At 37.6% G+C, this 23212-nt stretch carries 23 protein-coding genes; 5 read left to right on the top strand and 18 right to left on the bottom strand.

Annotated features, from left to right (window positions below; genetic code table 11):
- Window positions 1-134 precede the first annotated feature (134 nt).
- Window positions 135-851, top strand: a complete 717-nt coding sequence (locus SanJ4206_RS00380; protein ID WP_003027950.1) for a GntR family transcriptional regulator — start codon at window positions 135-137, stop codon at window positions 849-851.
- A gap of 232 nt (window positions 852-1083) precedes the next feature.
- On the opposite strand, the gene SanJ4206_RS00375 is transcribed toward SanJ4206_RS00380, so the two are convergent.
- From SanJ4206_RS00375 to dhaK, 5 genes are all read right to left on the bottom strand, one after another.
- Window positions 1084-1521 (bottom strand): DUF6568 family protein, encoded by a 438-nt coding sequence (locus SanJ4206_RS00375; RefSeq protein WP_003027952.1) that lies wholly within the window; start codon window positions 1519-1521, stop codon window positions 1084-1086.
- Between the two features lie 99 nt (window positions 1522-1620).
- On the bottom strand, window positions 1621-2334 hold the full coding sequence (locus SanJ4206_RS00370) for an MIP/aquaporin family protein (protein ID WP_003027953.1): 714 nt from the start codon (window positions 2332-2334) through the stop codon (window positions 1621-1623).
- Between the two features lie 12 nt (window positions 2335-2346).
- Window positions 2347-2721, bottom strand: a complete 375-nt coding sequence (gene dhaM, locus SanJ4206_RS00365) for a dihydroxyacetone kinase phosphoryl donor subunit DhaM (protein WP_003027954.1) — start codon at window positions 2719-2721, stop codon at window positions 2347-2349.
- Complete coding sequence (gene dhaL / locus SanJ4206_RS00360; RefSeq protein WP_157621991.1) at window positions 2718-3299, bottom strand: dihydroxyacetone kinase subunit DhaL; 582 nt, start codon at window positions 3297-3299, stop codon at window positions 2718-2720. Before dhaL ends, dhaM begins: the two co-directional genes overlap by 4 nt.
- A gap of 10 nt (window positions 3300-3309) precedes the next feature.
- On the bottom strand, window positions 3310-4299 hold the full coding sequence (dhaK, locus tag SanJ4206_RS00355; RefSeq protein WP_003027192.1) for a dihydroxyacetone kinase subunit DhaK: 990 nt from the start codon (window positions 4297-4299) through the stop codon (window positions 3310-3312).
- Window positions 4300-4455: 156 nt separating this feature from the next.
- Here dhaK and dhaS point away from each other — a divergent pair, with 156 nt between their 5' ends.
- Together dhaS and dhaQ are read left to right on the top strand one after the other, a co-directional pair.
- The gene (gene dhaS, locus SanJ4206_RS00350; RefSeq protein ID WP_157621990.1) at window positions 4456-4992 is read left to right on the top strand and encodes a dihydroxyacetone kinase transcriptional activator DhaS; all 537 of its coding nucleotides are present in this window, start codon (window positions 4456-4458) and stop codon (window positions 4990-4992) included.
- Between the two features lie 9 nt (window positions 4993-5001).
- Entirely contained in the window at window positions 5002-5988 is a 987-nt protein-coding gene (gene dhaQ, locus SanJ4206_RS00345; protein WP_157621989.1) for a DhaKLM operon coactivator DhaQ, read from the top strand.
- A 56-nt stretch (window positions 5989-6044) separates the two neighbouring features.
- On the opposite strand, the gene purB is transcribed toward dhaQ, so the two are convergent.
- From purB to purD, 8 genes are all read right to left on the bottom strand, one after another.
- A complete protein-coding gene (purB, locus tag SanJ4206_RS00340) occupies window positions 6045-7340 on the bottom strand; it encodes an adenylosuccinate lyase (protein WP_157621988.1) in 1296 nt (431 codons plus the stop codon).
- Window positions 7341-7630: 290 nt separating this feature from the next.
- Window positions 7631-8035, bottom strand: coding sequence for a hypothetical protein (locus tag SanJ4206_RS00335; protein WP_003027961.1), 405 nt, complete (start codon window positions 8033-8035; stop codon window positions 7631-7633).
- 48 nt (window positions 8036-8083) lie between these two features.
- Window positions 8084-9394: an RNA-directed DNA polymerase gene (locus SanJ4206_RS00330; RefSeq protein ID WP_003027962.1), complete on the bottom strand. Its 1311-nt coding sequence runs from the start codon at window positions 9392-9394 to the stop codon at window positions 8084-8086.
- A gap of 5 nt (window positions 9395-9399) precedes the next feature.
- Window positions 9400-9621 (bottom strand): hypothetical protein, encoded by a 222-nt coding sequence (locus SanJ4206_RS00325; RefSeq protein WP_003027963.1) that lies wholly within the window; start codon window positions 9619-9621, stop codon window positions 9400-9402.
- 11 nt (window positions 9622-9632) lie between these two features.
- A complete protein-coding gene (gene purK, locus SanJ4206_RS00320) occupies window positions 9633-10721 on the bottom strand; it encodes a 5-(carboxyamino)imidazole ribonucleotide synthase (RefSeq protein WP_003027964.1) in 1089 nt (362 codons plus the stop codon).
- On the bottom strand, window positions 10708-11196 hold the full coding sequence (gene purE, locus SanJ4206_RS00315) for a 5-(carboxyamino)imidazole ribonucleotide mutase (protein ID WP_022525246.1): 489 nt from the start codon (window positions 11194-11196) through the stop codon (window positions 10708-10710). The genes purK and purE overlap by 14 nt, the downstream gene beginning before the upstream one ends.
- A 238-nt stretch (window positions 11197-11434) precedes the next feature.
- The gene (locus SanJ4206_RS00310) at window positions 11435-11869 is read right to left on the bottom strand and encodes a 2-thiouracil desulfurase family protein (protein WP_003027966.1); all 435 of its coding nucleotides are present in this window, start codon (window positions 11867-11869) and stop codon (window positions 11435-11437) included.
- On the bottom strand, window positions 11859-13124 hold the full coding sequence (gene purD, locus SanJ4206_RS00305; protein WP_003027967.1) for a phosphoribosylamine--glycine ligase: 1266 nt from the start codon (window positions 13122-13124) through the stop codon (window positions 11859-11861). Before purD ends, SanJ4206_RS00310 begins: the two co-directional genes overlap by 11 nt.
- Before the next feature lie 267 nt (window positions 13125-13391).
- Here purD and SanJ4206_RS00300 point away from each other — a divergent pair.
- Window positions 13392-14743 (top strand): IS3 family transposase gene (locus SanJ4206_RS00300; RefSeq protein ID WP_187152428.1). Its coding sequence is split into 2 segments (ribosomal slippage): window positions 13392-13833 and window positions 13833-14743, totalling 1353 coding nucleotides; the frame shifts between segments, so codons are not numbered across the junction.
- 77 nt (window positions 14744-14820) lie between these two features.
- Here SanJ4206_RS00300 and SanJ4206_RS00295 read toward each other — a convergent pair.
- From SanJ4206_RS00295 to SanJ4206_RS00275, 5 genes are all read right to left on the bottom strand, one after another.
- Window positions 14821-15684: an IS982 family transposase gene (locus tag SanJ4206_RS00295; RefSeq protein WP_037607457.1), complete on the bottom strand. Its 864-nt coding sequence runs from the start codon at window positions 15682-15684 to the stop codon at window positions 14821-14823.
- A 118-nt stretch (window positions 15685-15802) separates the two neighbouring features.
- A complete protein-coding gene (locus SanJ4206_RS00290) occupies window positions 15803-16411 on the bottom strand; it encodes an HNH endonuclease signature motif containing protein (protein ID WP_003028777.1) in 609 nt (202 codons plus the stop codon).
- Entirely contained in the window at window positions 16411-17046 is a 636-nt protein-coding gene (locus SanJ4206_RS00285) for a DNA-binding transcriptional response regulator (RefSeq protein WP_022525486.1), read from the bottom strand. Before SanJ4206_RS00285 ends, SanJ4206_RS00290 begins: the two co-directional genes overlap by 1 nt.
- A gap of 1 nt (window position 17047) precedes the next feature.
- Window positions 17048-19441, bottom strand: a complete 2394-nt coding sequence (locus SanJ4206_RS00280; RefSeq protein ID WP_003028771.1) for an ATP-binding protein — start codon at window positions 19439-19441, stop codon at window positions 17048-17050.
- Window positions 19442-19451: 10 nt separating this feature from the next.
- Entirely contained in the window at window positions 19452-20831 is a 1380-nt protein-coding gene (locus SanJ4206_RS00275) for an Eco57I restriction-modification methylase domain-containing protein (protein WP_003028768.1), read from the bottom strand.
- A 422-nt stretch (window positions 20832-21253) separates the two neighbouring features.
- Here SanJ4206_RS00275 and SanJ4206_RS00270 point away from each other — a divergent pair, with 422 nt between their 5' ends.
- Entirely contained in the window at window positions 21254-23188 is a 1935-nt protein-coding gene (locus SanJ4206_RS00270) for a GBS Bsp-like repeat-containing protein (protein WP_022525462.1), read from the top strand.
- Window positions 23189-23212: the final 24 nt, after the last annotated feature.

The following is a 23212-nucleotide window of genomic DNA, read 5'->3' as shown; positions in this document are numbered from 1 at the left end:
CGTTTACATTGGTTAATATAATATATTTTGTATGAAATGTCAATAGTTTTTGAAAAATTTAATAAATTTAACCATTTTAAGAAAAATTATGGTAAAATTTTTTATGAGAGGGAAGCGAAAGAGAGGTGAATAACATGGCAATCCCTAAATACCAATACATTAAAGACGAACTCAAAAGCAAGATTATCTCAGGTCAATTTGAGAATGGAGATAAATTTTATACAGAAGCTGAGCTAATCACAATGTACGATGTGAGTTCTATTACTGTTGTCAGAGCTTTAAACGAGCTAGCAAAAGACGGATATATCATTCGCCAGCAAGGAAAAGGAACATTTGTATCACGTGCCCGCAAACACAAACTCGTTGAATTTTCTGACGTTGAGATATTTCCTACCCAAAATGATCAAGTGACCGTTTTATCGATCGAGCGCGGAAACGACTTGAAATTTCTTGATAAGTTAGATTTGAAGGGACACCAATTTTACTATAAAATTGAGCGACTTCGTAAAGCAAAAGATATCCCTTACATCTATCATCAATCCTATATCCCAGAGCAATATATCAATGCAAATTATCCAAATCTTGAATATTACAGCTCTATCTACAACCGCTTCAAACAAGACTATCATATTCACATGAATGACGAGCACTTTGAAGAAACCAATGAAATTATCTTCCCGACACCAGAAGCTGTTGCAACATTACTGGATATTGACACAAACTTCCCGACCGTCTTCCAAGTAAAAACAACACAGTTAGAAAGCACAGGGCAAATTTTAGAGTATAGCGAAGCCTACAAACGTGGCGATTTCTTTAAAATCAAGTTCGTGTCACGCAGTGGAAATCACTAATTATTTTTTACGTAAAGAACATCTGAATGCCAGTTGTTCTTTTTTATATCTTGAGATTATTATAACCTATCTAGACCAATTTGAAAAGTATTTTATTATTCTTTATTTATCAATTTTTCTATCCTTGCTATAAGAAAAAAACTGCAAAGATTAGGAACATCAAAAAAGGCAAACCACAAAAGCAAGTTTGTCTTCAGTCTGAAACAAGATTTACTGTCATCTTGTTTTTCTCTTATTTATTAAAATTCTCAATTTCTTTAGTAGTCATATTTTTCTTGATTTGTAGCACTTTTTCTTCTGTAAAACCAGTAAATTTTCCAAAATAAGGAACAAATTTTATCTTATATACTTCACGAAAAGCAACTAGCTCTGGTGTCTTTTTCTCACTATCTAAATAATAAAAAGATTTTGTTTTGATTCGTTCCAGTTGTTTCACAAATCGCCTACAGTGTGGACAAGTTCCCCGACCAATGTAGAGATAAAAATTTTCGCTCTGAGCCTGCTTTTCTTTGAGTTCAGGCACGGTTATCTGATGAAATTTCGCTACAATAGCTCGATACTCTTTTTGTTCATCTATTCGCTCAGCTGGATCTAGCAAAACTGAATGACAGGTAACTATTCCAAAAATCAAAAACATTCCAAGTAATTTCAGCCAATGCTTCTTTGCCATCTCTATCCTCGCTATTCTATACAGCTATTATAAAAAATTCAGACAAGAAGCACAAGAAGAGACAGCAAAAGTAGGCCGAAACCTACTTTTTGACTGCTTTTAAACGATACCCAAAATGATATTATACAGCAAGGCCCCTACGACACCGCCGACAATTGGACCTAGGACTGGAATCCAAGCATAGGACCAGTCAGAATCCCCTTTATTTGCGATTGGTAAAAGAGCATGCATGATACGCGGGCCCAAATCCCGTGCAGGATTGATTGCATAGCCTGTCGTTGGTCCAAGTGAGAAACCGACTGCAAAAATAACCGTTCCTACGATGATTGGACCCAAACCAGCAGCAACTTTATTTGGACCAATTGCCATAATCGTGATGACAAGAATGGCCGTTCCCAGTGCTTCCCCCAAAAAGTTAGAAGCTGTGTGGCGAATGGCTGGACCCGTTGAAAAGCTGGCTAAAATCAAGCCTGAATCTTTCGTTTCAGCCCAATGAGGGTAATAGTGAAGCCATAGAACAAAAGCCGCAGCCATGGCACCCAGCATTTGTGCAAGAATGAACGGAAAAACCTGTCCCCAACTAATCGCTCCAATAGAAGCCATTGCAAATGTGACCGCTGGATTCAAGTGAGCTGGACTGAAAAATCCAGATACATAAACCGCCACTGTACAAGCAATCCCCCAGCCTAAAACGATAGCAACCCAGCCAGTTCCTTCCTCTTTTGTCTTGCTCAAAACATTCCCGGCAACAACCCCGTCGCCAAGCAATACTAGGATAAAAGTTCCTAAAAATTCACCGAGATACTGAATCATAATCAAACTCCTTTATTTCTTAATTTCTAACTCTTTCAATTGTTCTTGTATGGTTGCCAAATCTGCACCAGCTTGCAAAAGAGCAGCCGCAGTATAAGCTCCTTCAACAATGGGAACATTGTTAATGATGATGTCTTTATCTGAAAAATCTGCTACTAGCTCCAGATTCATGCGAGCCGATCCAAGATCAAAGAAAGCTAAAATCTTCTCTGCTTCATTGGCTTCTACAATCGTTTGGACTTGCTCAAAACTTGTACCAATACCTCCATCTTCTGTACCACCTACATAGGTCAGCACAACGTCTTTAGCAACTTCTGAAATTAAATCCACAAGGCCTTGAGCAATCCATTTTGAATGAGAAACGATGACAATCCCAACTTCTGTCATGCTTTTCCCTCCACTTCTAGCAAGGCTTCAAAAAGTAAGCCTGATGAATACGAACCGGGGTCAATATGTCCGATAGAACGCTCTCCGACATAAGAAGCCCGACCCTTCGTTGCTTTCATATCTTTCGTCGCTTCAACCAAAGTATGAATGGTTTCTTTGGTCAATTCTCCTTTTTGAAGAGCCATCACCACACCAGACCAGACATCCACCATGGTTTTTTCACCCGGAACAGCCTTTCCTCGCTTTTGAATCATATCAAGCCCTGCTTGAACAGCATCCGCCAAGCTAGTACCCTCTTTTTCAGCCTTCATTATTCCCATAAAGGCTGAGCCATAAAGGGGGCCAGAAGCCCCGCCAACCTTGCTAAGCAATTGCATGGAGACAACTTGAAAGACTTCTGCTGAATTGGCAAAATCCTTTCCTTCCAGATTTTCAACGACAGCTGCCATGCCACGCGCCATATTTCCTCCGTGGTCTCCGTCACCAATGGGCGTGTCTAACTCTGACAAGTAGTCTTTGTTGGCTTGAATTTTTTCATTAAAGAGAAGCATCCATTTCTTTGCTAATGCTGCATCCATATCGTACCTCCTACCAAGCAATCGTTGCAACTGGACTGTTCAAAGCTTCCAGCCAGTCTTCACGTTCCAATTTGACAAAGGTCAGAGAAATGCCTGCCATGTCAATAGATGTCATGTAATTTCCTAATTTCTTGTAAACAACTTCCAGACCTGCTGCTGCGAGAATTCCAGCCACATCGTTGGCAAAGACGTATTGTTCCATGAGCGGCGTTGCCCCCATACCATTGATAAGGATTCCGATTTTATCTCCTGCTTTGAATTCAAAAGAATCTTTTAATTTCGCCACCAATTCTTGTGCCAAGTCTTTAGACGGCTGCATTTTTTCTTTGCGATAGCCGGGTTCTCCATGAATGCCGATTCCAAATTCAATTTCATCATCAGCAAGCACAAAGCCGGGTTTTCCGACTTCAGGAACAGTTGCTCCACTGAGAGCCAGCCCAACCGTATGAATCTGAGGAACCAATTCGTCAGCCAAGGCCTTGATTTCACTCAGTGATTTTCCAGCACGCGCAGCATTTCCCAAAATCTTATGAACCAAAATGGTACCAGCAACTCCACGGCGGCCTTGCGTGTAAAGGCTGTCCTCAACAGCAATATCGTCATCGACAACAACACTTGCCACCTCGATTCCTTCCATTTCTGCCATATCCTGCGCCATTTCAAAGTTCATGATGTCGCCAGAATAATTCTTGATAACCATGAATACACCTGCGCCCTCGTCTGCTTCTTTGATTGCCTGCAAGACTTGGTCAGGAGTTGGGGAAGTAAAGACCGCTCCGCAAATCGCAGCTGACAACATACCATCGCCCACAAAGCCAGCATGAGCAGGCTCATGACCGCTCCCGCCACCTGAGATAATCGCTACCTTGCCAGATTTTTCGCTATTTCGAGCAATGATATCAAAGCCTTCTACACGATGCACCAAATCACCATGGATATAAGCCAGACCGTCTAGCATTTCGTCCACAACAGCCGTTGGTTGATTGATAATTTTTTTCATGAGTTTCTCCTTTGCTTTATTTTTCTTATTTTTATTGTAAAATTCTTTGCTCTTTTTTGGAACGGACAAAATTAGGAATATGTCCCTCTTTTTAGTTTTCCTATTGCATCATTCATGATAAACTAAGGATAGAACAGAAAAGACTAAGGAGTAAAAATGACATTATCCTTAATCACGAAAAAAAGGATTGCCAAATCCTTTAAAAAATTACTGACCGAACAAGCTTTTGAAAAAATCTCTGTTCGGCAAATTATGGAAGATGCCGGTATTCGCAGGCAAACTTTTTACAATCATTTTCTGGATAAGTATGAATTATTAGAATGGATTTTTCAAACGGAGTTGCGAGAGCAAATCACAGATAATCTGGAATATATCTCTGGCTATCAGCTGCTGCAAGAATTGCTGCACTATTTTAGCGTCAATAAGAGTTTTTATGCACAATTATTTGACATCGTTGACCAAAATGACTTTTCTTCTTATTTTCAAACCTATTGTCAGCAGCTTGTAGCCAAACTCGTCAGAGAATATCATTCCCGTCCTTTCCATTCTGAAATGGAGTATCATTTTTTCATTCATTATCACAGTCAAGCGCTTGCGAATGCTATCAAACATCTGCTGGATTTATCTGAGCAAGATTACCAGCAACAGGCGCAACTCTTGACACAACTAATCAAAACAGCTATAGAAAATTAAGGCAAGTATATGGTTCACATTATCAATTCAATTCATTCAAGCATTCAGCAAAGCATCAATGCAATTACTCGCATGTATCCTCACCTTTCGCAGCTTAAACAGCTACCCGTCATCTATCACAATCAGCACGATTCTTCTGTCGTACCCATTATTTCAGGCGGTGGGAGTGGTCATGAACCAGCTCATTTTGGCTATGTGGGCGATGGTATGTTAGCCGCTGCTATTAGTGGTCCCATTTTTGTGCCACCTTGTGCGGAGCATATTTTGGAAACCATTCGTTTTCTGCATCGAGGTAAGGGCGTTTTTATCATTATTAAAAACTTTGATGCAGACATTAAAGAATTTTCACAAGCCATTCATCAAGCACGCAAGGAAGGGATTCCAGTCAAGTACATCATTTCTCATGATGATATTTCTGTGGAAAAAAGCAATTTCCAAATCCGCCACCGCGGGGTTGCAGGAACAATTCTTTTACATAAAATTCTCGGGCAAGCTGCCAAAGAAGGAGCCAGTCTGGATGAGTTGGAAAAACTCGCTCTTTCTCTGTCCACCTCCATTGCGACACTAGGAGTAGCTACAAAATCTGCCACCTTACCAAGCAAGCAGCTGCCTATCTTTGATTTGCCCCAAGGTCAAATTTCCTACGGAATTGGAATCCACGGTGAGCCCGGTTATCGGATGGTTCCGTTTGAATCTTCCGAACTGCTTGCTGTTGAGCTTATCAACAAAATCAAAATGAAATTCAAGTGGCAAGAAGGACAAGAATTTATTCTCCTCATCAATAACTTAGGCGGCACTTCAAAATTGGAAGAACTCGTTTTCACAGATGATATCCTGCAACTATTGGATATTGAGGGCTTGAAACTTTCTTTTATCAAAACAGGTCACCTCATCACAAGCCTAGATATGGCAGGGCTTTCTGTTACCCTCTGTCGTGTTTCCGACAGTTCCTGGCTAAAAGCCTTAGAAACCCCAACCAATGCTTTTGCTTGGTGAGAGAACAAAAATCCAGTAAAATCAAGTTTGATTTTACTGGATTTTTTAGTTTTGTTTTAATCCAAACCTATACGGTGGAAAATATCATCCACCCGTTTCGTGTAGTAAAGAGGGTTGAAGATTTCGTCAATTTCTTCTTGGGTCAGGCGGGAAGTAACTTCTGGATCAGCTTCCAGAAGCGGTTTAAAGTCCACTTGGTTATCCCATGAGTGGGCTGTTTTTGGTTGCACTAGGTCATAGGCTTGTTCACGGGTCATGCCTTTTTCAATCAAGGTCAACATAGCCCGCTGGCTGAAAATAAGACCAAAGGTTGAGTTCATATTGCGGCGCATATTTTCAGGGAAAACAGTCAGATTCTTAACGATATTGCCGAAGCGATTAAGCATGTAGTCAATCAGAATGGTCGTATCAGGTGTAATAATACGCTCCGCTGAAGAATGCGAAATATCACGTTCATGCCACAGCGACACGTTTTCATAAGCCGTCACCATGTGACCGCGAATGACACGCGCCAGACCGGTCATGTTTTCAGAACCGATTGGGTTGCGTTTGTGAGGCATAGCAGAGCTACCTTTTTGTCCCTTGACAAAGAACTCTTCCACTTCACGCTGTTCAGATTTTTGCAGACCGCGGATTTCTGTTGCCATACGCTCGATTGATGTGGCAATGCTGGCTAGCACGGCAAAATACTCGGCGTGCAAATCACGCGGTAAGACTTGGGTCGAAATTTCCTGAGCACGAATGCCTAATTTGTCACAAACATATTTTTCCACAAATGGCGGAATGTTGGCAAAGTTCCCAACAGCACCAGAGATTTTCCCAGCTTCCACACCAGCAGCAGCATGTTCAAAACGCTCAATATTACGCTTCATTTCGCTGTACCAAGTCGCGAGTTTAAGACCAAAAGTCGTTGGCTCCGCATGGACACCGTGTGTGCGCCCCATCATGATGGTGAACTTGTGTTCTTTGGCCTTATCAGCGATGATATTGAGGAAATTATCCAAATCCTTACGAATGATGGTATTAGCCTGTTTGTAAAGATAACCATAGGCTGTGTCCACCACGTCTGTCGAGGTCAGACCAAAGTGTACCCACTTGCGCTCCTCACCCAACGTCTCAGAAACCGCACGCGTAAAGGCCACCACATCGTGACGTGTTTGCTGCTCAATCTCCAGAATGCGATCAATATCAAAATCCGCCTTCTCGCGAATCTTGACCACATCTTCCTTAGGAATCTCACCCAACTCAGCCCAAGCCTCGTCAGCTAAAATTTCTACTTCAAGCCAAGCACGGTACTTGTTTTCCTCACTCCAAATGTTCGCCATCTCAGGGCGTGAATAACGTTCGATCATGTCATGATACAGAGGGTGTCTAAAAAACAAGAGAAAAATAGGAGACTGATGCTGTGTGCTTGCACACTAGGAAGTCTATCTGTTTTCCGATGCTTTTAGCCCGAGTTCAAATGCTTGAACTTGCCCTCTTCTCCTTTCTATTTCTTAAAATTATGGTATCAAATTTATAGGAGCAGGTCTATTTATTACCGAGTTTTCCGTTCGGGTTCGGTTTAATAAACTAGATGCCTGTTTTCCTTTCAGTTTTTGTTTAAATTATTTTTTAATTTTTAACTAACACAGCGTATTAGCTAAAAATACTTAAAATCTTTATTTTTCCCACAATCAACCAATGCAACATTTAAGTCAAGTAAATCTTTGTAAAAATTATTTATGTTTTGTTGACTCCCTTGAGTAAAAATATACTTTGCATTTAGTTCTGACTTATAGCCATTTCTTCCTGATTGAATTCCTTTACTTTTCAAATACGACTTGACTATTGTATCATTAATTATATTGTTTTTTATTAAATAATATATAAAATATCTATAATACCACAATTTTCCTGAAAATCGTGATTGATTCGGATAATTTCTACAAGTTTCTTCTAACAAATCATTTATTTTATCTAACAAATCTTTACTATGTAGCTTACGCTTTATGTAAATAATAGTTAATAAACAAAGCGAAAAATCATCTACCCGCTCATCTATCAAAGATAATAGACTTTTTTTAGATATAATTCCTCTTGTATCTACATTAAATTAAACTATATAAAGTAAAATTTGATAAAACTCCTGACTGAAATTATTCTTTTTATAGTAAAACATTTTAGATATTAAACTTTTAGTATTGTCTTCAAAGTATTTCTGAATTATTTTTTTTGCACTTATTTTAAGTTTAGCACTTGTAAACAAATCCTCAAACAAATCCATGAATCTATTAGTCAATTCTGGTTTTTTTATAGAAATATCAAATATTTTTTCTAATAACGATGTTTTTGTCTTTGGATTTATATAAAGAAACAATTCATTAATTCTATTTTCTGATAGTTTACCAAAATATACAATATTTCTTTGAAGACCTGAAAAAATAATTTTTAATGCTCCTTTATTTCCCTTACTTTCCTCTGTAATACACAGATCTAAATAATTATTAATCAAATCTCGCTGCACTTCTGGTTGTTTTGTTATAAAATCACAACTATCGAAAAAACTAAAAATTTTTGATTTACTTCTGCTATTGTTTTGTGGGAAGTCCTCAATTATAGTTTTTTCAGAATTTAAATATAAGTTATATTCTCTACATAATAAATTTACTTGTTCTAAAAATTCCTCTTTTTCTGATTCCATGGAATACGAAAAAGTGAAGTCATCAACATAACGAGCATACTTAAAGCCCTTTTTTTCTATTTCTTTATCAAAATAACACATGAACAACTCAGCTATAATCCTTGAAGCTAAATTCCCAGTTGGAATTCCGTGGGTTTCTCCATATTGACAAGCCTCAATTAATTTATCTAAATAATTTGCAAAACCTCCACTTCTATGTAATTTGGCATTAGCTTTTCCCATTAGCATCCAAGGGATACTATGGGTATATAAAGTGTGATAAAAATTAGATAAATCAAGATGTAACTGCTTATTTCCAGAATATAATAATTTTGATTTTATTTCTTCTGTGACGGCATATTTATATTTAGGAGAATCAAAATATTTAGATGTTGAAAATTTATTTTCTAAAAAAATATCAATAAACTCATTTTGGTTAGCACACATATACTTAACCAAGTTAGTGTAGCTGTACAAATTCGGGAGTTTATACTGTCTTCTAGTAAGACCTTTTTTAGGAATGCTAAAATATATTGGTTCTGTAATTGTCATATCATAATCAGATGGTAACCTATAAATGGCTATTTGAGAAAGTTGATTTAAGTTGAACATTCTATAAAATGTTTCTGTACTAAAATAGCTATCATCATCCGAATTTTTTTCTTTATTCTTTTTATAAGAAAAATAACCATATTTAATCAGATACTCTGGATTAAAAATTTCATTATAAACATCTTCTAACAAGATTGCTAAAACTCCTCTTTTCCTATCTCCACCGACGGATAGTGGACTAAAGTATCAAGATCTATATCCAGTGGCAGGTCATAGGTTGCTAGGTAATCTGCTGGGTACTGTTTTTGCAATTCCTCATATTTGGCTTGGATTTTCTCAGCGTCTTTGCTGGCAAAGAGCACTTCGACGATTCCTGCTTTTCCATTTTCAATAAAGGCATGGACAATGATTTGAATCATAACAAACTCCTTTAAAAATCTATTCCCTCACCTAGTTCTCTCACCTCATCCGGCTCATCACTAAACAGGGTCACGTGGCCCATTTTGCGGTTGTGTTTGGCTTCTGTCTTGCCGTAAAGATGGAAGTGGGCGCTAGGGTTTTGAGCGACGTAGGCTTGGGCTTGCTGGATATGCTGCCCAAGGACATTAAGCATGACAGCGGGAGCGTGAAGTTTGATGGCTGGGAGGGGTTGGCCGAGGATGCCTAGGATATGGGTGTCAAACTGTGAGAAATCACAGGCTTCGATAGAATAATGCCCTGAATTATGCGGGCGCGGTGCGATTTCATTGACCAAAATCTGGTTGCCAGCCACAAACATCTCTATACATAGTGTACCAGAAAGTTGGACTTCTGTGGCAATTTTTCTTGCCATTTGCAGTGCCTTGTCCGCTAAATCTTGGGAAATCCGCGCTGGGACAATCGTTTTAGAAAGGATATTGTTGCGGTGGATATTTTCCTGAACAGGGAAAAGGGTCAAATCCGTGCCATTTCCAGACACAATGACCGATATTTCCATGGTGAAGGGGACGAAATCCTCCAACACACAAAGAGTCTTGTCTGCCAAATCACGCGCAGTCGCTAAACTCTCCTCGTCTCTAATGACCACCTGACCGTGACCGTCGTAGCCACCCGTTGCTGTCTTTAGTACACGCTTGACAGAGAAATCATAATTTCCCAAGTCTGCAGATGAGCGAATGACGCGATAAGGAGCTAAATCCACGCCAGTACTTGAAAGAAATTCTTTCTCGTGTACTCGGTTTTGAGAGATACGTAGCAACCTCGTTCCTTGCGGCAGATCTGCCAAATCAGCTACCGCATCTAAGCTGTCTGCGTCCACATTTTCAAATTCATAAGTCAGGACATCACAGCTCTCAGCCAATTGACGAAGAGCCGACACGTCATCATAAGGAGCAACAATAACCTCACTGACACGAGCAGCTGGACAATTAGCAGCTGGATCTAGCGTAATGACCTTGTGACCTCGATAAATTGCAGCAATCGCCATCATTTGTCCTAATTGACCGCCACCGATAATTCCAATCGTTTTAGTTGAGTTCATTGCTAGACTCCTCAGCAATCTTTCCTTGTTTTTCTACAAAATCAGCTAGTGCTTGGGCAATTTTGGCATCTTCAACAGACAGCAAGCGCAAAGCAAAGAGCGCTGCATTGGTCGCACCTGCTTCGCCGATAGCCATTGTTGCCACAGGCACGCCGCCAGGCATTTGCACGATAGAGTAAAGTGAGTCCACTCCGCTCAAAGCACGAGATTTGACAGGCACACCGATAACCGGCAACGTTGTTTTAGCTGCTACCATACCCGGCAGATGAGCTGCACCACCAGCCCCTGCAATGATAACCTTAATCCCACGGCCACGCGCTTCCTCAGCATATCGAAACATAAGGTCTGGTGTTCGGTGGGCAGAGACCACCTTTTTTTCATAAACAACACCGAAGTCCTCCAGAACTTGGGCTGCCTTTTTCATGGTTTCCCAGTCGGATTTAGAACCCATAATGATAGAAATAATTGGTTGCATAATTTCTCCTTTTTTCAAACCCGCCTTAGGCTGCGGGGCCGTCGTGAGCTTTCTTGTATGCAATGTTACGCTTCTCTTCTTACCTTTTCTTAAAAATCGAGGAAAAGCTAAAATCACATCTAAAAAATCTTCTTAACTAGGTTTGTAGACCTTTGAGCTACAAACTTTCCCAAAATACCACAGCGATAGCAGGCATGGTTTCATAGCGACCTTTGGTCGCTTGAGCTAGCGCTATACTTTATTTAATTATATCTTCAGCATCAATAACTCTGTAGCCTCGTTTTTTTAATGCTTGTGCAAAAAGACCGCTGCCCTCTATTTTTCGACCAGTAAAACGACCATCGTAAATCTGGTTGACACCACAAGAGGGACTTCGGGACTGAAGAATAGCAAAGTCAATATTTTTTTCAGCTAAACTAGACAATGTGCGATCAATTCCTACTTGAAATTCTTTATCATAAAAATTCCCATTAACATCACATGGCCGCCCTTTTAAAATCTCTACTGGCTCTCTTGGAACTGGTAAGCCGCCCGCAACTTCCGGGCACACTGCTAAGACATCTTTATCCGCAACAAAGTCAATAACAGCTTGATTATAATTATTGCCTCCATTGTACTTGCAATTTTCTCCAAGTAAACAAGCACTAACTAGTATACACCTTTTATTTTTCAAGAGCCTTACTCCCGATGTCAGTTCTGTAGAAAAGTCCAGTCGTGTCTTGTTTGTCGAGTTGGGCGTAAATTTTTTCCTGCGCAGCTGAAACGCTGTCAGATGTGGTGACTAACATATAGACTCGGCCGCCATTGGACAGCAGTGATTTGCCATTTTCATCAAACTTGGCGCCCGCATAGTAGGTGATGATATCACCGTCAGTCTTTTCTGGCAAGATTACACCTTTTTCGTAGGCAAGTGGATAACCTTCAGAAGCCACGACAACGCCCAAGGTCACACCGCTGTCCGTCCAGGTCATATCTGGCTCCTTGCCCTCCAAAATGTCCGTGATGTTCTGCGCCAAGTCAGAAGTCAGGCGTGGCAGAATAACCTGCGTCTCAGGATCACCAAAGCGAGCATTAAACTCAATGACCTTAGGGCCTTCCTCGGTCAGGATCAGGCCTGCATAGAGGACACCGACATAAGGTCGCCCTTCTTTAATCATCCCCTCCAGCACTGGCTTGACAATGGTGTCAACCGCAGTTTCAACCACGCTTGCTGACAGATGTGGCACGGGCGCATAAGCACCCATACCGCCTGTATTAGGACCCTTGTCACCGTCATAAGCACGTTTGTGGTCCTGAGCCGTTGGCATGATGTAAAACTTGTCACCATTAACAAAGGCAAAAAGAGAAAATTCCTCTCCAGTCAAAAATTCCTCAATCACCACACGCGCACCAGAATCGCCGAATTTATTGTCTAAAAGCATTTCATGCGCTGCTTCGACCGCTTCTTCCACCGTTTCAGCGACTACCACACCTTTCCCCAAGGCCAAGCCGTCCGCTTTCACCACGATTGGAGCGCCCTCTTTTTCGATATAGGTTTTAGCTTTTTCAAAGTCTGAAAAAGTTTCGTAGCGTGCTGTCGGCACACCGTATTTTTTCATGATTGACTTGGCAAAATCCTTGGACCACTCCAGCTCCGCAGCCAGCCGAGTCGGACCAAAAGCCTTAAGTCCAGCCTGATTGAAATCATCAACGATACCTGCCGCTAGCGCATCATCAGGACCAATGAAAGTCCAAGCAACATCATTTGCTTTAGCAAAGTCAATCAGCGCTGCATGCTCAGAAATCCCAATCGAAACCAACTTAAGACCGTCGAAGGTCATCCCGTCATTTCCAGGAGCCACAAAGACCTGATCCACCTGCGGTGACTCCAACAACTTCTTAGCAATCGCATGCTCACGACCACCCGAACCAACAACTAATAGTTTCATGACGCAAGATACCAAGAACAAACAGAAAAGCAACAGAATTTTAGAGAATCACCGTATTGTACTGACACACAAGACAATCTTTCTAAATTCCGAACTTTCCACTCGGGTTCAATTCCTTTCGTTTTACGAATTATATAGAACCATTATAACATATTTGTTCGGATTTTTGAACTTCTAATCCAATTTATTCGAAAAAGAAAAGCACCACAAATGTGAACCGCACCCCAAAAGTTAGACAGAAAAATCTAACTTTTGGGGTGTTTTTAAATGAAACTAACTTATGATGATAAAGTCCAGATCTATGAACTAAGAAAACAAGGACAAAGCTTCAAGCAGCTTTCAAAAAGATTTGGTGTGGATATTTCTGGTCTAAAGTACATGGTGAAATTAATTGACCGTTATGGAATAGAAATCATCAAGAAAGAGAAGAATCGTTACTATTCCCCTGAATTAAAACAAGAAATGATGGATAAAGTTCTGCTGGAAGGTTGTTCACAAAGAAGTGTATCTCTAGATTATGCCCTCCCAAACCAAGGAATGCTTCCGAATTGGCTGGCGCAATGCAAGAAAAACGGGTATACTATTGTTGAGAAAATAAGAGGGAGAGCAGCTAAAATGGGACGTAAACGGAAGAAAACTTGGGAAGAAATGACAGAACTAGAGCGACTTCAGGAGGAGAATGAACGCTTATGGACTGAGGTGGCCTACCTAAAAAAGTTAAAAGAATTAGAGGAAAGGGACGAAGCCCTAGAGCGAGAAAGGCAGAGACAATTAGAGAAATGGTTTCAGCAGGATTTCGACTAGATTTACTTCTTGAAACGGCACATTTAGCTCGCTCAACTTACTACTATCACTTAAAACAGCTAGATCAACCAGATAAGAATCAAGAACTTAAAGTTGAAATTCAGTCCATTTATAATGAACCTAAAGGCAACTATGGCTATCGTCGAATCCATTTAGAATTAAGGAATCGTGGTTATACGGTCAATCATAAAAAGCTTCAACGGCTGATGAAAGTCCTTGGTTTGGCGGCTCGAATTCGTCGGAAACGGAAGTATTCTTCCTACCAAAGAGAGATTGGCAAGAAAGCAGATAACCTTATTCAACGCCAGTTTGAAGCATCCAAACCAATGGAAAAGTGCTATACGGATGTGACAGAGTTTGCCATTGCAAATAGCACACAGAAATTGTATTTGTCGCCAGTTTTAGATGGTTTTAATAGTGAAATCATTGCTTATAATCTCTCTACTTCACCGAATTTGGAACAAGTGAAAACCATGTTGGAGAAAGCTTTTACAGATAAGAGATATGAGAACACTATCCTCCATAGTGACCAAGGATGGCAATACCAACACACTTCTTACCATCAATTTTTAGAGAATAAGGGGATCCAACCGTCCATGTCACGTAAAGGAAACAGTCCAGATAACGGTATGATGGAGTCCTTCTTTGGTATTCTTAAGTCTGAGATGTTTTATGGTTATGAGAAGACGTTTCACTCACTTGAGCAATTGGAACAAGCTATTGTAGACTATATTGATTATTACAACAACAAACGGATTAAGGTAAAACTAAAAGGACTTAGTCCGGTGCAATACAGAACTAAATCCTTTCAATAAATTATTTGTCTAACTTTTGGGGGTCAGTACAATGTGATGCAGGGAATGGAAAAATTATATATCTTTTACCCATGGTGCTAGTTAAACTCAAAATAGCTCAAATTATAAGCCAATAGGATTTGTTCAATCCTCAGTTGTAGTCCAGCTACTCCTCTGGCGAAGGTGTGTTCCATATCAAAGAGAGCACATAACTCAGAAAAGCGCGTTTCAATGGTTCGCCTCATAGCCAGTAATCTCCAGTTGTTATGCTGGCTCGCTCCTTCCATGTTCTGACGCAGTGGGGTCCATAAGTGATACCCTCTCTGTTTCAACCGATTTTTAAGAGCCTGACTGAGATACCCTAAATCTGCTAAAATCACAGATTGTTGGCAGCCTTCCAATAAATCCTCCACCGCTTTGATATCATGAACAGAAGCTGAGGTGACAATATAGTTCAGAATATAGCCAGATAAGGTAACGAGCATGTGAACTTTGAAACCGTAAAACCACTGGTGTTTTGACGCATTGTAGCCAATGTCTACCAATCCTTCGAAAATACTTGCTCTATGGTTACGAACAGACTGACAAAGTGGTAGGGGAGAACTGTCTACGATGGCAATCGTATCGGAGGAGATTTGGTCATTCATCGCCTGTCGAATGAGTTGTAGCAACCAAATCAACTGTCTTGAGCGACGATTAAAGCGACTTCTTTCAAGCAGTCGACCACAGGGAAATAGTTGGCAGATTCGGTGAAAATGATGTTGGGATTTGATTCTTAGTTCAGCTTGCAAGAGCAGTAAGACTAATAGAGATTCATCCGAAACTTTTGACAAGCTGACATTACGGCGATGCTTCAATGAATCAGGGTAATAATCCCGATAAAGCTGATGACAAATTTTGGATAATTGCTTCATATTCCATTGTAAATGATGGGATTTAGCGGTATACTGTAAGTGGCTTATTTGGACAACCTCCTGTTTGTTTCGTCACTTACAGTATAGTCCTTTGGGGCTTTTTATAGTGTTTTGAGTTTAACTAGCACCACGAGTATCTTTTATAAAAGAACAAAATCATTTATTTCTACAATGTTAAATTACTTTGTCGAGTATAATGATCATCAATAAAATCCAAAATCTCTGTAATACTATTTATTAACTCTAAGTTAATTTTATCTGATTGTCTTAACCTTTTCTTAATAATATTAAGAGAAGTTTGCACATAGTCTAATTTATATAGTTCTTTCGATAAACCAAGAATTTTAATATATTTTTGTGACAAAGCTTTTTCATGATCCTTAATATCATTATTCGTTACAATCGCTCCTCTATTATTTCTATAAAATAAATTTTTATACTCTTCACCTAAAGGATCCAAATTAGAAGGAAGAGGTTTTTTATTTTTGGTTGTATTACATATTGGACAGCTTAATGCCAAATTATTATAGTCATCTATTAACGCTTTATTATCTATTTGACTTTTAATATGTTCTATATGGAAACTAGCTGCACCATATCGCTTACAATTCCACCCACAATATATACACTTCCCTTCAAAGTCTTCCACTAAATATTCTTTTAATAATGACCTTTGACTTTTAATAGAATACTTTTCAATAACATTTTCTCGTCTATGTGGTAAAGATTCAAATCCTCTATAATCTTGCTTATATAATTTCCTGATATAATTCACTATATATCCCCCGATTCATCAATAATCTTATAAGCCTTTGCTATTAAACTGTCTAAACGATCAGCAACATCATCATTTAAGAGTCGAGGCTGATTAATAGAAAATTGATGTTCTATTTTAGTTTCATTAATTGCCACTTCCGTTGAAAAAGCATCTGATTTCTTTAAACCTTGATTTACTCTCTCCAGCGTATTGATATTTTCTATTCCTAACTTAACTTGCTCATCAATATATTTTAACATACTATCAATTTCATCTTCCTTAGTAAATACCTGTCCACCCAGTGAGTATTCATTTTTAGAAAATTTCTTCTCTACTGAAGAGTCAATTTGAACATCATTACTGTGAGAAGTATAAATACAAACAGGAAAGAAAGGATTTTGTTTCTTAATAGTTTGCCATAGTTCAATTGCATCCCCATAAATTTCACTCATAGATAAATCATAGTCTAAAATAATTCCGTATTTTTCTTTTGAATATAATTTTGTTAAAAATTCTTCCTTTGATGCTTCATTTTTTATTCCTAGAAACTGGACATCATATCCTTTGCTTAAAAAAATTTCTTTTAGATCTTTTAATGTATAAATAGCATCTTCATCATCATCAATATAATAGATTACTTTTTTTTCAGACATTTTATTCAACTCCACCTTTTAAAGTCATTCTAATTTTAAATCCAGACTCACCAGGATTAGATAACAATTCCGTATCACCTCTTAAATTAGATATAACTGAAGCTAGGATTGTCATCCCTAGACCAGTCCCACCTTTAGTATACGACTTGTAAGCTTCAAAAATTATATCTGAATTTTTTATGTTCTTATTTAGACCATTACCGTTATCTTCATAAGTTATCTTAATCAAGTCACAATCTACAACTTCTAGCTCAATGTTAATTATTCTGTGTTTAATTTTTTTTGGATATTTAAAATTTTTATAAGAATTAGTTATTAAGTTTAGAAAAATGCTATCTAATTGAGTTTCGCTGGCATAAATATAAATATTTTTAATCTGCTCAGGTAAAGATTCTCTAGATGATTTACCATTAACTAAATAATCATATGAATAAAAATTATCTTTAACCGAATTATCCCACCAAGAATAAATTTTAAATAAATATGATGATAAATTAATTTTCTCTTTTTTATCTCTTATTGGATTATTAACGCTACTCTCCAAAAATCCAAGTATATTAGTTGTTTTTCTTCCAACCGCTTTTGCAAAATCATATAAATTGTACGGTTGTTCAATTTCATGAAAATCCGAATTAAAATGCTCCGAATAATAATCCCCAGTATCTATTAGATTTTGGGGTATCTGCTGAAAGAATTTCTTATCATTTTTTATTTGATGAGCAAAAGTTGACATAACTATTCCTTGAGTTGCCATAGTTCGTAATGTATCACTCTCACTAACCAGAGAACTATTTTCTTCCTCAGTGGTATCCTGTAATGAATACATTTCAAATAACGATTGTGGGTTAGAGACCAATGCTTCATAGTCCGGATCTTTATAAAGCTCTTGTAAATTGCCCTGATACTTATTAACAAGATTGTCTAACTTTTTCTTTGTCTTCTTTCCTTCTTCACTAAAATGCGGAACATCAGCTTTCTCTTTCAAAAATTCATTATATAAAATAATAATTTCTGAACGTATAGAAGAAAAGTCTTTTATAATTCTGAGAATGACACTCTCGAGATATTCAAGCTCCCCACTATTTTTTAATCCTTCACGGTTAGCTTGATCTTCAAACCATTCGTTCTTTTCTTTAGTAATATTTACATAACCACTTAGCTGATTTGCTTGCATTATATAGCCACTGCGGCCAACACCAGCTGGATTTTTTGTTCTTTCTTTTTCAATTCCTAACCAGTCAAATCCTATAGTATCAATTTCTCCGTATGGTCTAATCCTAAAACCATCACGATATAATAAAATTCCAGGTTCAATATCAACTGTATTGGTTCTCATTGCTGGTTTCTTAAAAAAAAGATACTTATTAGAACCTGTTCTCTTTGTAAAATAGAGAACTCCATCAAAATCTCCTATCGGATTATTAGGTATATTATCAGAAATATACTCTGAAATTTTAAACTCTCGTTCAAAATGGTACCTACTTCTTTTTTTACCATTATTATCTTGAATATAATTTTTTAGCTTATCAAATTTCGCATTTACAAAATCCGCCGGTAATTGATTAATATCAATTTCATCAAAATAACCATCTAAGACTAACATATCACTATCGTGTGAAAAAGCAAAAGAAATTTCTGCATCTGTTGAGACATCAGCTAAAGACGGCTCTATTTTTTCTTCCTCTCCAAAATAGTCTAATATGACTACAAATTCGCCTGATTTCTCTAATTTAAGTGGATTTTTTAATTTGTTTAAAGTAAGCTTCAACAAAGAATAATTTGTTCCTACCTGACTCTTATCTGATAGCAACCATTCATCTTTCAGCTCGCTGGCTATTAAAATGGTGCCTGTACACTTTTTATTCTCTAAACCTCTATTTGTATACTCTGATACAAACTCATCCATTGACAGCTGTTCTATATTTATCTTTACAGTATCTAAAGATTCTCCTGTTATGAAGCTATTCCAATTTATACTAAATCTATAAGCTTCTCTACCATCTGAAGTAATAACGCAACTTACATTTCCAAGTCTACCGAGTGACAATCTACCTATTCCCATAGAACCATTCATCACACGCTCAAATTCTTGGTTCTTTATAGATGTTATGTATGTTTTATCATCAGTTCCTAATGTAAAAAAAACATCAATAATTTTATCTAAGCTCATTCCTTGACCATCGTCAATTATTTCTATTGAAGTAGCTTTTTTATCCTTTCCTTTACCAATAGTTTCCCCATCTATTCGAATATTAACCTGATTAGAGAATGCGTCATAACTATTTTTCACTAATTCTAATATCGCACTTCTATAATCTAATACATTATCTCTTCCTAAAAGGTTTACCGTTCTTGTAGTTGATTTGAAACTTACTTCTTTAACTATTTTTGCCATAGATTTCTCCTCATTTCTTTATTGGGTAATTTTTCACATCGTTCACAGATATACGGATTGATTTTCCACTCGCATTAATTGCTCTAGTTTCTAGATAGCTGTAAAACTCTTTTGATTCAAGGATTTCTTTAGCAAAATCTAAAGTCTCTTCTGCTATTGGTATAATATAAAACCCTGAATAAGGTATTGTTTGAGAATCTAATTTATATACATTGACTTTTTCTGTAATTACTGATGAAATCATTAATTTTTCCTGATTCATAAATTTTAGACCTTGAGATCGACCATACTCAAACCATTCCCCATCCGATTTTCTTTTATCTAAAATTTTTTTCTGTTCCCTAAGGTAACTGGTTACTTTAGGAAAGCTCATTTCAAATTCTTCTTTTGAGTACCTTATAAGTTCATCATTCTCATACTTATAAGGAAAAATAATCTTTTCTATGATATTTTTTGATAACCTTCTTGGGCTAGCTGCTGGTCTCAATATTTCACACTCTAACTCCAAATCCATTTCCTCAGATACTATAAATACCTCATTAGATAATGTAGCTACACTATTTGAAACTTTAAACAGTTCTCCAAATGTGATATCACTCTTTATCTTATTTGTATTATATTCAAAATACCACTTTTCTGATAAATTTCTCTTGTTTATTGTTAAAAATCTTTTATTATCAACATCACTATAATCAAAATTAGATGAAATATTGTTATTATCAATTATAATAACTGCAGAAGAAGTTAGTATTTTACCAAATATATGAGTATGCTTATAATCAACAATCTTGATCAAATTATTAATCATAAGATTTCTTAAATTATAAGCAAAAACATTTTTAAAAATACTACTTGGTATTAAATATGCTAACTTACCTGTTTCTGATAAATCTCTCAGACTTTTCTCAGTAAAAGCATAACAATAATCAAATTTCCCTTTATAACAAGAAATAAAGTTTGCTTTTAAGTAAGCTCTATCTTTTTCTTTTAATTCTTGATAAGTAATGTATGGCGGATTTCCAACAATATAATTTACTGGCATTTCAATAGATGATTTTAAGTAATCCTCTTTTCTAATATCCCACTTAACATCTTTTATTCCATATTCTGAAATCAACTGATTTAATCTTTCTATGCATGTATTAAGTACAACTTCATCTATTTCAAAGCTAATAAAATACTTTTCTAAATCAGATTGAATTTCCTCCGTGGAAAATCCTTCCTGTTTTGCAACCATTACATAGCGCTTAATGGCAGCTAGTAAAATATTTCCTTCTCCAACTGAATTCTCCAGAAAAGTTTTCTTTAAAATTTCGACACCTTGATAACCAACTTCATCTAACATCTGCTCAACGTATTGAGAAGGAGTGAATACTTGAAATTTTTTCATATTTCTACATTTCTACTAAATTTTTTATTTAATTATATCAAAAAACAAGCATTTTAGCTCTCCTCTTATATATTTCCACTAACTGATAAATAACTTATCAGTTATTTGTAAAAACTAATTGATTTTCACTCTATTCATCCGTACAAGAATATCTACCCTATCACATCAAATAGAGCCATCTTATTTCATTTTAACAAAATAAATAGTATTTTACCAAGAATTCAATGGTTAACCAAAGTTATTAAGAACTCTTATGATAACCAATTAATAATATATTAACAATTAGTCAATATTTCTAACATAAATCCCAAAACAGCTTATAGCCTCAATTCCTCAAAATATTTAAAAATTATACTATCTTTCAATCTTTTTCCCGAATAATCTAAATGGAACTATCCAAATTATTTATTCAAAGGAGATTTATGAAGAAATACAGTCAATTATTTTTACTATCTAGCACTATTTTGGGCGTTTTTTCTGCTCAACTAACTGCTCAAGCCTCGGAAGCAGATAATGCTCAAAAAAGCTCAAATCCAGCAACTCTTGCTAACAACATTACCGTCAATGTTTCTGGAAATACAGCTTCTATTAACTACACACGCTCACAGACACAAGTTCCTTACACCATTTACCATGCTGTTTGGTCTGATGAAAATGGGCAAGATGACATTAAGTGGTATTCCGCGCCCCAGACACCAACTACAGCTATTGATTTGCGTCAGCACACTGGTTATGGAACCTTTCACGTCCACACCTATATCAATATCAATGGAAAAATGGTCGGTTTAAACGGAACGACTTTCAAAGTAGAAAAACCAGCTAGCGGCACGGTTTCTACAACCGTTTTAGGAAAGACTGCTCAAATATCCTTTACTCGAAACAAAGATCAAACAAATGCCAATATTTTACACGCTGTTTGGTCTGACGAAAAAGGACAAGATGATATCAAGTGGTATACAGCAGGGCAAGACACAACAGAAATTGACTTATCCAATCATAAAGGATACGGTGTTTACCATGTTCATACTTATGAAAGTAAAAACGGAAAGATGATTGGATTAAATGGCACCACTTTTAACCTTGAAAAACCAAATCCTACTATTCAGACTAGCTTTCCTGAGCCTGGTATCATGGATATTCAGATCAAAAATGTTCCTGAAACAATCTACAAACTAACTGTTCCGGCTTGGTCTGACCGCAACGGACAGGATGATCTTCAATGGCATGCAGCTACTAAAAATCCTGATGGAAGCTACAATGTTAGAGTTGAGCTAAAAAAACACAACTATGACACAGGAACTTATCACATTCATCTTTACGGAGAAAGCTATGTCAAACCAGAGTTTACTGGCTTAGCTGGAATCACTGCCCAAGTTGATGCTGATAAATTGCCTTCTGAAGAAGAGCAAAAACCATTCTTCTCTGTTGAAAATATCAATCAAGAACAAGGGACTTATACCGTCAAAGTTAGTGAAACTTCAAAGTCCAAACCGATTCAATCTGTCCGAGTACCTATTTGGAGCACGAGCAATCAAAGCAATATCAAGTGGTATGCAGCCACTAATCACGGTGACGGAACATTTACGGCAGCATTTGATATTCGCAATCATCAAGTTTTGTCTGGAACATACACCAATCATATTTATGTAAAATATAAAGACGGTAGCGAGCATAGTTACGCAACGGATTCGGTTGCTATGTCCGCAGAAAAAATTAAAACCAAAGTATCTGTCAATAAGCGCTCAACTTATCTTTATGAGGTGACAGTGACAGATGCCTACGGAGACGGATCGATTACCCTACCGACTTGGTCTGAAGTCAACGGGCAAGATGATATCCAGTGGTACACAGCTACTAAAACTGGAAATGGTATCTACAAGTTCACAATTGATACGCAAAAACACACTGGTAGCGGGCTTTTCCACACACATGTCTACCGCAATCTCAACGGTCAAATGATTGGACTAACTGGTACGAGCTATCAAGTAGAGAAACCTGCTGTTTCTTTCCAACCAAATTATGCCGCAGCAACGACTTATCCAAAAGGGCAATGCACTTGGGGCGCCAAAGCTCTTGCGCCTTGGGCTGGCAATTACTGGGGCAATGGTGGTGATTGGGCTGCTAGCGCCAGACGAGCTGGTTTTAAAACCGGTACAACTCCACAAGTAGGGGCTATTATTTGTTGGACAGACGGTGGCTACGGTCATGTTGGAGTTGTTACTCACGTAGCCTCAAACACACGCATTCAGATTCAAGAGGCCAACTACGCTGGGAAACAGTATATTGGCAACTTCCGTGGCTGGTTCAATCCTCATGCAGCTGGACAAGGAGCAGTTAGTTACATTTATCCAAAATAAGTTCCTCTGAACAACTTTAAAAAC

Source organism: Streptococcus anginosus (assembly GCF_001697145.1).
GTDB classification, from domain to species: domain Bacteria; phylum Bacillota; class Bacilli; order Lactobacillales; family Streptococcaceae; genus Streptococcus; species Streptococcus hominis.
The sequence above is the reverse complement of the archived record's forward strand: the minus strand, read 5'-3'. Positions and strand labels throughout refer to the sequence as shown.

Coding starts and splice junctions, on each gene's coding strand:
- SanJ4206_RS00380 (WP_003027950.1), top strand. CDS start 135: ATGGCAATCCCTAAATACCAATACATTAAAGACGAACTCAAAAGCAAG.
- SanJ4206_RS00375 (WP_003027952.1), bottom strand. CDS start 1,521: ATGGCAAAGAAGCATTGGCTGAAATTACTTGGAATGTTTTTGATTTTT.
- SanJ4206_RS00370 (WP_003027953.1), bottom strand. CDS start 2,334: ATGATTCAGTATCTCGGTGAATTTTTAGGAACTTTTATCCTAGTATTG.
- dhaM (WP_003027954.1), bottom strand. CDS start 2,721: ATGACAGAAGTTGGGATTGTCATCGTTTCTCATTCAAAATGGATTGCT.
- dhaL (WP_157621991.1), bottom strand. CDS start 3,299: ATGGATGCAGCATTAGCAAAGAAATGGATGCTTCTCTTTAATGAAAAA.
- dhaK (WP_003027192.1), bottom strand. CDS start 4,299: ATGAAAAAAATTATCAATCAACCAACGGCTGTTGTGGACGAAATGCTA.
- dhaS (WP_157621990.1), top strand. CDS start 4,456: ATGACATTATCCTTAATCACGAAAAAAAGGATTGCCAAATCCTTTAAA.
- dhaQ (WP_157621989.1), top strand. CDS start 5,002: ATGGTTCACATTATCAATTCAATTCATTCAAGCATTCAGCAAAGCATC.
- purB (WP_157621988.1), bottom strand. CDS start 7,340: ATGATCGAACGTTATTCACGCCCTGAGATGGCGAACATTTGGAGTGAG.
- SanJ4206_RS00325 (WP_003027963.1), bottom strand. CDS start 9,621: ATGATTCAAATCATTGTCCATGCCTTTATTGAAAATGGAAAAGCAGGA.
- purK (WP_003027964.1), bottom strand. CDS start 10,721: ATGAACTCAACTAAAACGATTGGAATTATCGGTGGCGGTCAATTAGGA.
- purE (WP_022525246.1), bottom strand. CDS start 11,196: ATGCAACCAATTATTTCTATCATTATGGGTTCTAAATCCGACTGGGAA.
- purD (WP_003027967.1), bottom strand. CDS start 13,124: ATGAAACTATTAGTTGTTGGTTCGGGTGGTCGTGAGCATGCGATTGCT.
- SanJ4206_RS00285 (WP_022525486.1), bottom strand. CDS start 17,046: ATGTCTGAAAAAAAAGTAATCTATTATATTGATGATGATGAAGATGCT.
- SanJ4206_RS00280 (WP_003028771.1), bottom strand. CDS start 19,441: ATGGCAAAAATAGTTAAAGAAGTAAGTTTCAAATCAACTACAAGAACG.
- SanJ4206_RS00275 (WP_003028768.1), bottom strand. CDS start 20,831: ATGAAAAAATTTCAAGTATTCACTCCTTCTCAATACGTTGAGCAGATG.
- SanJ4206_RS00270 (WP_022525462.1), top strand. CDS start 21,254: ATGAAGAAATACAGTCAATTATTTTTACTATCTAGCACTATTTTGGGC.